At 73.9% G+C, this 11,375-nt stretch carries 10 protein-coding genes; 4 read left to right on the top strand and 6 right to left on the bottom strand.

The window, feature by feature from the left end; all coding sequences use genetic code 11:
* Nucleotides 1-96 precede the first annotated feature (96 nt).
* A complete protein-coding gene (locus tag EF918_RS25270) occupies nucleotides 97-591 on the bottom strand; it encodes a hypothetical protein (RefSeq protein WP_125650809.1) in 495 nt (164 codons plus the stop codon).
* A 53-nt stretch (nucleotides 592-644) separates the two neighbouring features.
* On the opposite strand from EF918_RS25270, the gene EF918_RS25265 reads away from it, so the two are divergent.
* Together EF918_RS25265 and EF918_RS25260 are read left to right on the top strand one after the other, a co-directional pair.
* Entirely contained in the window at nucleotides 645-1,652 is a 1,008-nt protein-coding gene (locus tag EF918_RS25265; RefSeq protein ID WP_125650806.1) for an MsnO8 family LLM class oxidoreductase, read from the top strand.
* A gap of 10 nt (nucleotides 1,653-1,662) precedes the next feature.
* Nucleotides 1,663-4,035, top strand: a complete 2,373-nt coding sequence (locus tag EF918_RS25260; RefSeq protein WP_125650804.1) for an excinuclease ABC subunit UvrA — start codon at nucleotides 1,663-1,665, stop codon at nucleotides 4,033-4,035.
* Nucleotides 4,036-4,103: 68 nt separating this feature from the next.
* Here the strand turns inward: EF918_RS25260 and EF918_RS25255 are convergent, their stop codons facing one another.
* The 4 genes from EF918_RS25255 to EF918_RS25240 all read right to left on the bottom strand — a co-directional run bounded on the left by EF918_RS25255 (nucleotide 4,104) and on the right by EF918_RS25240 (nucleotide 8,227).
* Complete coding sequence (locus EF918_RS25255; RefSeq protein ID WP_260610648.1) at nucleotides 4,104-4,739, bottom strand: hypothetical protein; 636 nt, start codon at nucleotides 4,737-4,739, stop codon at nucleotides 4,104-4,106.
* A 76-nt stretch (nucleotides 4,740-4,815) separates the two neighbouring features.
* Nucleotides 4,816-5,562, bottom strand: coding sequence for a succinate dehydrogenase/fumarate reductase iron-sulfur subunit (locus tag EF918_RS25250; protein ID WP_125650802.1), 747 nt, complete (start codon nucleotides 5,560-5,562; stop codon nucleotides 4,816-4,818).
* Nucleotides 5,559-7,508 (bottom strand): fumarate reductase/succinate dehydrogenase flavoprotein subunit, encoded by a 1,950-nt coding sequence (locus EF918_RS25245; protein ID WP_125650811.1) that lies wholly within the window; start codon nucleotides 7,506-7,508, stop codon nucleotides 5,559-5,561. Before EF918_RS25245 ends, EF918_RS25250 begins: the two co-directional genes overlap by 4 nt.
* A 14-nt stretch (nucleotides 7,509-7,522) precedes the next feature.
* Nucleotides 7,523-8,227 (bottom strand): succinate dehydrogenase cytochrome b subunit, encoded by a 705-nt coding sequence (locus tag EF918_RS25240; RefSeq protein WP_125650800.1) that lies wholly within the window; start codon nucleotides 8,225-8,227, stop codon nucleotides 7,523-7,525.
* Between the two features lie 106 nt (nucleotides 8,228-8,333).
* Here EF918_RS25240 and EF918_RS25235 point away from each other — a divergent pair, with 106 nt between their 5' ends.
* Entirely contained in the window at nucleotides 8,334-9,212 is an 879-nt protein-coding gene (locus EF918_RS25235) for a LysR family transcriptional regulator (RefSeq protein WP_125650798.1), read from the top strand.
* A gap of 227 nt (nucleotides 9,213-9,439) precedes the next feature.
* Here the strand turns inward: EF918_RS25235 and EF918_RS25230 are convergent, their stop codons facing one another.
* The gene (locus EF918_RS25230) at nucleotides 9,440-10,099 is read right to left on the bottom strand and encodes a TetR/AcrR family transcriptional regulator (RefSeq protein ID WP_125650796.1); all 660 of its coding nucleotides are present in this window, start codon (nucleotides 10,097-10,099) and stop codon (nucleotides 9,440-9,442) included.
* Here EF918_RS25230 and EF918_RS25225 point away from each other — a divergent pair.
* Nucleotides 10,098-11,291, top strand: a complete 1,194-nt coding sequence (locus EF918_RS25225) for an FAD-dependent oxidoreductase (RefSeq protein WP_312847860.1) — start codon at nucleotides 10,098-10,100, stop codon at nucleotides 11,289-11,291. The genes EF918_RS25230 and EF918_RS25225 overlap by 2 nt on opposite strands.
* Nucleotides 11,292-11,375: the final 84 nt, after the last annotated feature.

The following is an 11,375-nucleotide window of genomic DNA, read 5'->3' as shown; positions in this document are numbered from 1 at the left end:
CGCCGGGAGCCGTGAGGTGCGGGTGCTCGTGGACGACGACGAGCTGGTGTGCCGCGCCGCCCGCGCGGGCGGGGCCGGGCCCGTCCGGGACAGGGTTCAGGTGCGGCCCTCCTGCTCCTGGGCGGCCTCCAGTTCCGGCGCCTCGGCGGCCCAGTCCGCGTGCACCACGCGAAAGCCCGCCGCGCGGGCGGCCCGGCACACCAGCTCGTCGTCGTCCACGAGCACCCGCACCTCACGGCTCCCGGCGAGCTTCTGGAGCACCTCCACCTTCGTCGTACGGGCCGGGCGCCGGTCCCGGTCGCCGCGCATCCATACCCGCCCCACGGGCAACCCGTGCCGCTCCAGCCACTCCAGGGTGTCCGCCCGGCACCGCTCCGGCCGCCCGGTCAGGTACACCACCTCGCACGCGGCCGCGCTCTCCAGCGCCAGGGCCACTCCGCGCGCCAGCGGCGGGTCCTGCGGGGCCGCGCCGAAGAAGCCGTCCCAGTCCCGCGGCCGGCGCTCCAGGAAGTGCTGGCGGTGCGCGGTGTCGGAGAGGGTGTTGTCGATGTCGAAGACGGCCAGGGGCCGCCGGTTGCCTCGGTCACTCATGCGGACCAGCCTAGGTGGGGGAATCAGCCGGGCGCCCACGCGTTGAACCCGTCGTGATACCTCGACTGTCCGTCCTCGACCGCTCCCGGACCCGGCAGGGCCACGACCCCGCCCAGGCCCTGCGGGACACCGTGGAGCTGGCCCGCGCCGCCGAGCGCCTCGGCTACCACCGCTTCTGGGTCTCCGAGCACCACAGCGTGCCCGGGGTCGCCGGTTCCGCCCCCACCGTGCTGGCCGCCGCCGTCGCCGCGGCCACCTCGCGGATCCGGGTCGGCACCGGCGGTGTGATGCTGCCCAACCACCAGCCTCTGGTGGTCGCCGAGCAGTTCGGCGTGCTGGAGGCGCTGTTCCCGGGCCGGATCGACATGGGCCTGGGCCGCTCGGTCGGCTTCACCGGCGGCATCCGCAGGGCCCTGGGCCGGGACACCGGCGACGCCGACCGCTTCGAGCAGCAGCTCGCGCAGCTGCTGGGCTGGTTCGACGGCACCCAGAAGGACCATCCCCAGGTGCACGCCCGGCCGGCCGAGGGGCTGCGCGTGCCGGCGTTCGTCCTGGCCACCGGGGAGGGCGCGGGCATCGCCGCCCGGGCCGGACTGCCGCTGGTGGTGGGCGATCTGCGCGCCCGGGCCAGGGTCGCCGGGATCGTCGAGGGCTACCGCAAGGACTTCCGCCCCTCGGCCCGGCAGCCGGAGCCCTACGTGGTGCTCGCGGGCACGGTGGCGGTGGCCGCCACCGAGGCGGAGGCCCGGCGGATCCTGGTCCCGGAGGCGTGGTCGCTGGCGTACTCCCGGACCCACGGCAGCTTCCCGCCGCTGCTGCCGGCCGAGGAGGTGGAGCGGATCGCCATGAGCCCGAAGGAGCGGGAGCGGTACGAGGCGGCGCTCGCCGGGCACGTCCACGGCACCGAGGAGCAGGTGGCCGGGGAACTGGCCCGGGTGGGCCGGACCGTGGAGGCGGACGAACTGCTCGTGACGACCTCGACGTACGACCGCACCGCCCTGCTGGACTCGTTCACCCGGCTCGCCCGGCTGGCGGGCCTGCCCGCCCACCAGAACCCCTAAACTGGGACGAATGCACCAGCCCACCGACTCCTTCATCCGCGTCCGGGGCGCCCGCGAGCACAACCTCCGCGGCGTCGACGTGGACATCCCGCGTGACGCGCTGACCGTGTTCACCGGGGTGTCCGGCTCCGGCAAGAGCAGCCTCGCCTTCGGCACGCTGTACGCCGAGGCGCAGCGGCGCTACTTCGAGTCGGTGGCGCCGTACGCGCGCCGCCTCATCCACCAGATCGGCGCGCCGAAGGTCGACGCGGTCAGCGGTCTGCCGCCGGCCGTCTCGCTGGAGCAGCGGCGCTCCGCGCCCGGTTCCCGCTCCTCGGTCGGGACGGTCACGACGCTGTCCAACTCGCTGCGGATGCTCTTCTCGCGCGCCGGGGACTACCCGCCGGGCGCGGCCCGGCTGGACTCGGACGCCTTCTCCCCCAACACGGCGGCCGGTGCCTGCCCGACCTGCCAGGGCCTGGGCCGGATCCACCGCACCAGCGAGGAACTGCTGGTGCCCGACCCGGACCTGTCGATCCGTCAAGGGGCGATCGCAGCCTGGCCGGGCGCCTGGCAGGGCAAGAACCTGCGCGACATCCTGGACGCGCTGGGCCACGACGTGGACCGGCCCTGGCGGGAGCTGCCGGCCGCGGAGCGCGAGTGGATCCTGTTCACCGAGGAGCAGCCGGTGGTCACCGTGCACCCGGTGCGCGAGGCCGACCGGATCCAACGGCCGTACCAGGGCACGTACATGAGCGCCCACCGCTATGTGATGCGGACCTTCGCCGACAGCAGGAGCGCGACCCTGCGGGCCCGTGCGGAGAAGTTCCTCACCGATGCGCCGTGCCCGACCTGCGCGGGCCGCCGGCTGCGGCCCGAGGCGCTGGCGGTGACCTTCGCCGGGCGGAGCGTCGCGGAGCTGGCGGCGCTGCCGCTGACCGAGCTGGACGCCGTACTGGCCGGGGCGGCGCGGGCGTCGGCGGACGAGGCGGCCCGGGTGCTCGTCGCCGACCTACGGGCCCGGATCGGGCCGGTGACCGAGCTGGGCCTGGGCTATCTGAGCCTGGACCGGAGCGCGCCGTCGCTGTCGGCGGGCGAGCTGCAACGGCTGCGGCTGGCGACGCAGTTGCGGTCGGGGCTGTTCGGGGTGGTGTACGTGCTGGACGAGCCGTCGGCGGGGCTGCACCCGGCCGACACCGAGGCCCTGCTCGGGGTCCTGGACCGGCTGAAGGCGGCGGGCAACACGGTGTGCGTGGTGGAGCACCACCTCGACGTGGTGCGGCACGCGGACTGGCTGGTGGACGTGGGTCCGCTGGCCGGGGAGCACGGCGGACGGGTGCTGCACAGCGGCCCGCCGCGGGAGCTGGCGGGGCTCGTGGAGTCGGCCACCGCCCGGTACCTCTACGCCCGCCCGGCGCGTGCGCCCCGGCCGTCACGGACGCCGACCGGGACGGTGCGGCTGACGGGCGTGGAGCTCAACAACCTGCGGGGCGTGGACGCGGAGTTCCCGCTCGGGGTGTTCACGGCGGTGACGGGGGTGTCGGGTTCGGGGAAGTCCACTTTGGTGGGGCGGGCCCTGGCCGGGGAGGTGACCGAGCGGATCGGTACGGCGGGCTTCCCGGTACGGCGGCTGGTCGAGGTGGACCAGAAGCCGATCGGGCGCACGCCCCGGTCCAACCTGGCCACGTACACGGGGCTGTTCGACGTGGTGCGGCGGCTGTTCACCCAGGCGCCCGAGGCGCGGGCACGGGGCTGGAAGGCGGGCCGGTTCTCCTTCAACGTGCCCGGTGGGCGCTGCGAGACCTGCACGGGCGAGGGCTTCGTCTCGGTGGAGCTGCTGTTCCTGCCGAGCACGTACGCGCCGTGCCCGGCGTGCGGGGGCGCGCGCTACAACGCCGAGACGCTCCAGGTGCGGTACGCGGGGCTGGACATCGCCGAGGTGCTCTCGCTCACGGTGGAGTCGGCCGTGGAGTTCTTCGCGGACGTCCCCGCCGCCGCCCGCAGCCTGCGCGCGCTGGACGGGGTCGGCCTGGGCTATCTGCGGCTGGGCCAGCCGGCGACGGAGCTGTCGGGCGGCGAGGCGCAGCGGATCAAGCTGGCGACGGAGCTGCAACGGCTGCGCGGGGACCACACGCTGTACCTGCTGGACGAGCCGACGACGGGGTTGCACCCGGCCGATGTGGAGGTGCTGCTGCGGCAGTTGCACGGGCTGGTGGACGGCGGGCACACGGTGGTCGTGGTCGAGCACGACATGGACGTCGTGGCGGGCGCCGACTGGGTGGTGGACCTGGGTCCGGGCGGCGGCGCGGAGGGCGGCCGGGTCGTCGCCGCGGGCCGCCCGGCGGATGTGGCCCGCGCGGCGGACAGCCGTACGGCGCCGTACCTGGCCCGGCACCTGGCCTGAGGCCCGGCAGCCCTGCGGCAGGGCGGCCGGGCGGCCCGGTCAGGCGGCCGGATGGCCGGGTGGTCCGGTCAGGCGTCGCCGGGCAGGAGTCGTTGCGGGAGCTCGCGGAAGGACCAGTGGCCCTGGCTGCGGGTGAAGCTCCACACCAGGTCGTACCGGTCGGGCCAGCCGGCCGGGACCCCGAGGACGGTGTCGGTGCCCAGGGCACGCAGCAGCCGGGGGATGCCCTGGTGCTCCCAGCAGACGAGCACGGGGCTCGGGGCGGCCAGGGCGGCGCGGGCGAGGTCGGCCTCCTTGCCGGGGGCGAGGTCGGCGTGGACCGGCAGGCCCAGGGCGGTCGCCAGGAAGGAGACGGTCTGCCGGGCGCGGGCGGCCCCGGCGGCGGCGAGGATGGTGGCCGGGCGGGGCAGGGTGGCGCCCCGGCTCGGCCCGAACAGCAGGGGCAGGGCCTCGGCCCGGCGCCAGCCGCGCAGGGCCAGCGAGCCGGGGTCGTCCTCGCCCTCGCCGTCGACGCCGGTGTCCCCCGCGTACGGCTTCTCCGCGTGCCGCATCACCATGATCAGGGCGTCCTTGGCGCCGGCCGGCGGGCCCGGGGCCGGGGCGGTCCCGTCGTCCGTGCCGCATCCGGCGGCCAGCGCCAGCGGGGCGAGGGCGGCGAGCACGGTACGGCGCCGTGGTCCGGGGCCGGCGGGTCCATGGGGCATGGGCCCACTGTCGCCCACGCCCCCGGGCCCGCCGGGCCGCGGCACGGCGTACGCCGGTCCCGGTCAGCCGATCGGATCAGCGCTTGACCTTGCGGGTGGCGCGCAGCCATTCCCTGTTCATGGCGGCGATCGACGGCAGCGGGATGCCCTTGGGGCAGGCCGTGGCGCACTCCCCCGTCAGGGTGCAGCCGCCGAAGCCTTCGGCGTCCATCTGGGCGACCATGTCCAGCACGCGGGTCTCGCGTTCGGGCGCGCCCTGCGGCAGGACGTTCAGGTGGTTGACCTTGGCGGAGGTGAACAGCATCGCCGAGCCGTTGGGGCAGGCCGCCACGCAGGCGCCGCAGCCTATGCACTCGGCGTGCTCGAAGGCGTGGTCGGCGTCGGCCTTGGGCACGGCGGTGGCGTGCGCCTCGGGTGCGGAGCCGGTCGGGGCGGTGACGTAGCCGCCGGCCTGGATGATCCGGTCGAAGGCGCCGCGGTCCACGACGAGGTCCTTGACCACGGGGAAGGCGGCGGCCCGCCAGGGCTCGACGTCGATGGTGTCGCCGTCGGCGAAGGACCTCATGTGCAGCTGGCAGGTGGTGGTGCGCTCCGGCCCGTGCGCGTCGCCGTTGATGACGAGGCTGCACGCGCCGCAGATGCCCTCGCGGCAGTCGTGGTCGAAGGCCACGGGCTCCTCGCCGCGCAGGATGAGGTCCTCGTTGAGGGTGTCGAGCATCTCCAGGAAGGACATGTCCTTCGAGATGCCGTCGACCTCGTAGGTGACCATGGCGCCGGGGGCGTCGGCGGTGCGCTGGCGCCAGACGCGCAGGGTGAGCTTCATGCGTAGCTCCGCTGGGTGGGGTGGACGTACTCGAAGACCAGGTCTTCCTTGTGCAGGACGGGGGCGGTGCCGGTGCCGGTGAACTCCCAGGCGGCGGCGTAGGAGAAGTCCTCGTCGCGGCGGGCCGCCTCGCCGTCGGGGGTCTGGGACTCCTCGCGGAAGTGGCCGCCGCAGGACTCCTCGCGGTGGAGGGCGTCGAGGCACATCAGCTCGGCGAGTTCGAGGTAGTCGACGATCCGGTTGGCCTTCTCCAGCGACTGGTTGAGCTCGGCGCCGGTGCCGGGGACCTTGATGCGGCGCCAGAACTCGGCGCGGATCTCGGGGATCCGGGCGAGTGCCTTGCGCAGGCCGGCGTCGGTGCGGGCCATGCCGCAGTACTCCCACATCAGTTCACCGATCTCGCGGTGGAAGGAGTCCGGGGTGCGGTCGCCGTCGACGGAGAGGAGCCGTTCGATGCGCTCGCGGGTCTCGCGCAGGACGGACACGGCCTCGGGGTGGGTGTCGTCGACGGGCGCGGCGTGCGGGTTGCGGGCGAGGTAGTCGTTGATGGTGGACGGCAGGACGAAGTAGCCGTCGGCGAGGCCCTGCATGAGGGCGGAGGCGCCGAGGCGGTTGGCGCCGTGGTCGGAGAAGTTGGCCTCGCCGACGGCGAACAGGCCGGGGACGGTGGTCTGGAGGTCGTAGTCGACCCAGAGGCCGCCCATCGTGTAGTGCACGGCGGGGTAGATCCGCATGGGGACCTCGTACGGGTTCTCCGCGGTGATCCGCTCGTACATGTCGAAGAGGTTGCCGTACTTCTCGGCCACCTTGTCCTTGCCCATGCGGCGGACGGCGTCGGCGAAGTCGAGGTAGACGCCCTGGCCGCCGGGGCCGACGCCGCGGCCCTCGTCGCAGACGTTCTTGGCGGCGCGGGAGGCGATGTCGCGCGGGACGAGGTTGCCGAAGGAGGGGTAGATCCGCTCCAGGTAGTAGTCGCGCTCGTCCTCGGGGATCTCGGCCGGCGGGCGGGTGTCGCCCTTGGCCTTGGGGACCCAGATCCGGCCGTCGTTGCGCAGCGACTCGCTCATCAGGGTCAGCTTGGACTGGTGGTCGCCGGTGCGCGGGATGCAGGTGGGGTGGATCTGGGTGAAGCAGGGGTTGCCGAAGTACGCGCCGCGCCGGTGGGCGCGCCAGACGGCGGTCGCGTTGGAGTTCATGGCGTTGGTGGACAGGTAGAAGACGTTGCCGTAGCCGCCGGAGGCGAGGACGACGGCGTCCGCGAAGTAGGGGGAGATCTCGCCGGTGATCAGGTCACGGGCGACGATGCCGCGGGCCCGGCCGTCGACGACGATCAGGTCGAGCATCTCGGTGCGGGCGTGCATCTCGACGTTGCCGGCGGCGATCTGCCGTGACAGCGCCTGGTAGGCGCCGAGCAGGAGCTGCTGGCCGGTCTGGCCGCGGGCGTAGAAGGTCCGGGAGACCTGGACACCGCCGAAGGAACGGGTGTCGAGGAGGCCGCCGTACTCGCGGGCGAAGGGCACGCCCTGGGCCACGCACTGGTCGATGATCTCGACGGAGATCTGCGCGAGGCGGTGGACGTTGGACTCGCGGGCGCGGAAGTCGCCGCCCTTGACGGTGTCGTAGAAGAGACGGTGGATGGAATCACCGTCGTTGCGGTAGTTCTTGGCGGCGTTGATGCCGCCCTGGGCGGCGATGGAGTGGGCGCGGCGCGGGGAGTCGCTGTAGCAGAACTGGACCACGTGGTAGCCCTGCTCGGCGAGAGTCGCGCCGGCGGCACCGCCCGCCAGGCCGGTGCCGACGACGATCACGGTGTGCTTGCGGCGGTTGGCCGGGTTGACCAGCTTCGCCTCGAAGCGGCGGCGGTCCCAGCGTTCGGCGATCGGGCCGGCCGGGGCCTTGGTGTCGGCGAGGGGCTCGCCGGTGGAGAAGTCGGTGTACGGGTGCACGGTCGTGCTCATGGTCAGCTCACCACTCCGGTCATGACGCCGACGGGGACGGATACGAAGCCCGCGAACAGGACCAGTGCGAGGGCGTCGGCCAGGAACTTCAGGGCCTTGTCGCGGCGGGCGTTGCCGGCGCCGAGGGTCTGGGCGGCGCTCCAGAAGCCGTGGCGGACGTGCAGGCCGACGGCGGTCATCGCGACGATGTAGATCGTGTTGCCGTACCAGGTGGAGAAGGTCGCGAGGAGGTTCTGGTACGGGTGGCCCTCCCAGGCGCGCTCGTTCACGGTGAGCGTCGTCAGGTCGAGGATGTGCCAGACGATGAACAGCCCGACGATGATCCCGCCCCAGCGCATGGTGCGGGTGGCGTAGCTGGCCCGGCGGCGCTTGTGCGCGTACCTGACGGGCCGCGCCTTGATGTCGCGGCGGCTGAGCTGGTACGCGGAGACGGCGTGGGCGACGACCGAGGCGAGCAGCACGACACGGGCGATCCACAGGCCCCAGTGGCTGTGCAGGAACGGTTCGCCCATGTGGCGCAGCCAGAGGGCGTAGCCGTTGAACTGCTCCGGCCCGAAGAAGACCTTCAGGTTGCCGAGCATGTGCACGACGAGGTACGCGAGCATGATCAGCCCGGAGACCGCCATCACGGTCTTCTTGCCGACGGTGGAGTCCCAGAGCGTGCGCGTGAAGGACGGCCGTCGGTCCGTCCGCGTTGCCAGAGCCATGCCTGTGACGCTACGGACGAACGTCCCGAAAGGTCCAAGACATGCTGGAGCTGATATTGATAGCCGGGGGCTATGCAGGGCTCCGGCCTGGGAGGATGCTGGGAGCATGCAGTTCCAGCAGCTCGTCTATTTCGTGGCCGTCGCCGAGACCAGGCACTTCACCCGGGCGGCGGAACGGGTGCATGTCGCCCAGCCGTCGCTGTCCCAGCAGATCAAGGCGTTGGAGCGGGAGCTGGGGGCGGAGCTGTTCAGCCGCGCCCGGGGGAACATCACGCTGACCGACGCCGGCGAAGCGCTGCTACCGCTGGCGCGGCGGATCCTGGCCGATGCGGACACCGCGCGGCTGGAGGTCCAGGAGCTGGCGCAGCTGCGGCGGGGCCGGATCCGGCTGGGGGCCACGCCGAGCGTGTGCACCGGCCTGCTGCCGGACGTGCTGCGGGCCTTCCACACGGCGCACCCGGGGGTGGAGCTGCTGATCGAGGAGAGCGGTTCGCTGGACCTGGTGCGGGAGTTGGCGCGCGGGGCGCTGGACCTGGCCCTGATCACGCTGCCGCTGCCGCCGGCGGCGCCGTCGCTGACCACGGTCGAACTGTTGACCGAGGACCTGGTCGTGGTCTCCTCGGCGGAGCTGCCGCCGCCGGGCGACGGCGGGCCGCTGACGATCGCGGCGCTGCGGGACGAGCCGATGGTGATGTTCCGGCACGGCTACGACCTGCGGGAACTGACCGTGGCCGCCTGCCGGGCCGAGGGCTTCGAGCCGACGTTCACGGTGCAGGGCGGCGAGATGGACGCGGTCCTCGGCTTCGTCCGGGCGGGACTCGGCCTGGCGGTGGTCCCGGCCATGGTGGTGGACCACGCCGGCCAGGGCCTGCGCACGACCCCGCTGGCGGGCTCGCCCCTGCGCCGCACGATCGCCCTGGCCCACCGCACCGACGTGGCACCGCCGCGGGCGGCGCGGGAGTTGAAGCGGATCCTGGTGGGGTAGGCGGGTGGGGGCGCGGGCGGCGGTCAGGCCGGGCCGCCGGGCGGCGGTCAGGCCGGGCGGGACGGGCGGGACGGGCGGCTGTCAGGCCGGGCGGCGGTCAGGCGGCGGTCAGGCGGCGGTCAGGCCGGGCGGCCGGGGAACAGGTGCACGCAGACCGGTGGCCGGGCGCAGGGCGGCCGCGGATGGGCAGCCATGGCCGCCACCGTTGACCCAGAGGTGGCGGGCGGTCAGGCCGGGCGGGACGGGAGGACCCTGTCGAGGCCGTCGGCGAGGGCGCTGAAGGCGAGGTCGGCGTCGGCCACCGCCTCCGGGTAGGCCTCGTCACTGGTCGCGCCCGCGGCCATCCGGTGCCAGTTGGCCCGGCCGAGCTCGTGCCGGACGGTCACCAGGTGCTGGGCCGACAGCCGGGCCAGGAGCGGCGGCACCGACTCGGCCTCCAGGACCTCGGTGAGCAGCTCGACCTCGCGCTCGGCGTACCGGGCGACCCGGCCGAGCAGGCTGTCCGCGGAGTACAGCAGCCGCATGAACGCGACGATGTCCGGCAGGTCGGACAGCCCGGTGGCCGGGTCCCGCTCCGCCAGCGCCGCGGTGTACTGCGCGTGCAGCGCGCCGACCGGGGTCTGTCCGGCCGGCCGGTCGCGCACGACGCGGGCGGCCTCGTCCTGGTGGTCGGCGAACCGGTCGAGGACGAGGTCCTCCTTGGTGGGGAAGTACCGGAACAGCGTCGGCTTGGACACCTCCGCGGCGGCCGCCACGTCCGCCACCGACACGGCGTCGAAGCCGCGCTCCAGGAACAGCTCCAGCGCCGTGGCGCGCAGATGGGCCCGGGTGCGCTGCTTCTTGGTCTCGCGCAGGCCGCCGGCGGTGGGCGCGTTCTGTGTCTCCATGCGACCCAGCCTAGCAGATTTTTCTGACCAGGTAATTTTTTTGACCGGGTTGCATTTTTTCCTCGGTTGCGCTTCCATGGATGCAGCGCCGCTCCGGGGATCACGGAGCGGGCCGACCGACAGGGGGATCGAGATGAACGACGTACGCACCGACGTGGTGGTCGTGGGAGCCGGCCCGACCGGCCTGACGCTCGCCTGCGAGCTGGCCCGGCGCGGCAAGGCCGTGCGGATCCTGGACCAGCGGGAGGCCCCGCACCGCGAGTCGCGGGGCAAGGGGCTGCGGCCCGGCTCGCTGGAGGTCTTCGAGGGCCTCGGTATCGCCGACGAGCTGCGCGCCCTGGGCAGCACCGACCGGATCTACCGCAAGTACTTCGACGGCGAGCACGCCGCCGACACCCACGTCGAGGGGCTGATGCTGATCGGCCAGTGGCAGATCGAGGAGGCCCTGCGGGCCCGGCTCGCCGACCTCGGGGTCCGCGTGGAGTACGGCGCCCAGGTCCACGGCATCGCGCAGCACGCGGACGGGGTCACCGCCTCGCTGGGGGACGGCCGTTCGGTGCGGGCGGCGTATCTCGCCGGCTGCGACGGCGGGCGCAGTGCCGTGCGCAAGCTGCTCGGCATCGCCTTCGAGGGGCACACGGACGACGAGCAGGCGATGGTCGTCGGTGACGTCCGGGCACCGGGTCTGAGCCGGGCGCACTGGCACCAGTGGTTCACCTCGGACGGCCACGCCATGATGCTCTGCCCGATACCGGGCACGGACACCTTCCAGCTCCAGGCCTCGCCGGAGCGGGACGCGCGGGGGCGGGCGCTGCCGCCGACGCTGGAGGGCTTCCAGCGGCTGTTCGACCGGCACGCCCGGATGCCGGGCATACGGCTGACCGACCCCACGTGGATGTCGACCTGGCGGGTCAACGTCCGGATGGCCGACCGGCTGCGGGAGGGCCGCGCCTTCCTCGCCGGGGACGCGGCCCATGTGCACCCGATAGCCGGCGGCTTCGGGATGAACACCGGCATCGGTGACGCCGCCGCGCTGGCCCGGTCGCTGAGCGGTGAAGTGCCGCTCGACGCCTACGAGGCCGAGCGCCTGCCGGTCGCCGCCCATGTCCTGGCCGACACCTCGGCGCGCATGCGCCGGGTGGAGGAGGCCGTGCGCACCCCCGGCCGGGGCATCGAGGCCGCCCTGGACTGACCGGCGGCCGTCGGCCGGCCACCGGCGCCGCGGGCCCCGGCGGCCGGGCGAGGGGTCGGGCGGCGGCCGGGCCGGGGTCAGGCG

Source organism: Streptomyces sp. WAC06614, from assembly GCF_003949795.1.
Taxonomy (GTDB): domain Bacteria; phylum Actinomycetota; class Actinomycetes; order Streptomycetales; family Streptomycetaceae; genus Streptomyces.
Note: the sequence above shows the minus strand (reverse complement) of the source record. Positions and strands in the feature narration are given on the sequence as shown.

Coding starts and splice junctions, on each gene's coding strand:
- EF918_RS25270 (WP_125650809.1), bottom strand. CDS start 591: ATGAGTGACCGAGGCAACCGGCGGCCCCTGGCCGTCTTCGACATCGAC.
- EF918_RS25260 (WP_125650804.1), top strand. CDS start 1,663: ATGCACCAGCCCACCGACTCCTTCATCCGCGTCCGGGGCGCCCGCGAG.
- EF918_RS25255 (WP_260610648.1), bottom strand. CDS start 4,739: ATGCCCCATGGACCCGCCGGCCCCGGACCACGGCGCCGTACCGTGCTC.
- EF918_RS25250 (WP_125650802.1), bottom strand. CDS start 5,562: ATGAAGCTCACCCTGCGCGTCTGGCGCCAGCGCACCGCCGACGCCCCC.
- EF918_RS25240 (WP_125650800.1), bottom strand. CDS start 8,227: ATGGCTCTGGCAACGCGGACGGACCGACGGCCGTCCTTCACGCGCACG.
- EF918_RS25235 (WP_125650798.1), top strand. CDS start 8,334: ATGCAGTTCCAGCAGCTCGTCTATTTCGTGGCCGTCGCCGAGACCAGG.
- EF918_RS25225 (WP_312847860.1), top strand. CDS start 10,098: ATGCGACCCAGCCTAGCAGATTTTTCTGACCAGGTAATTTTTTTGACC.
- EF918_RS25230 (WP_125650796.1), bottom strand. CDS start 10,099: ATGGAGACACAGAACGCGCCCACCGCCGGCGGCCTGCGCGAGACCAAG.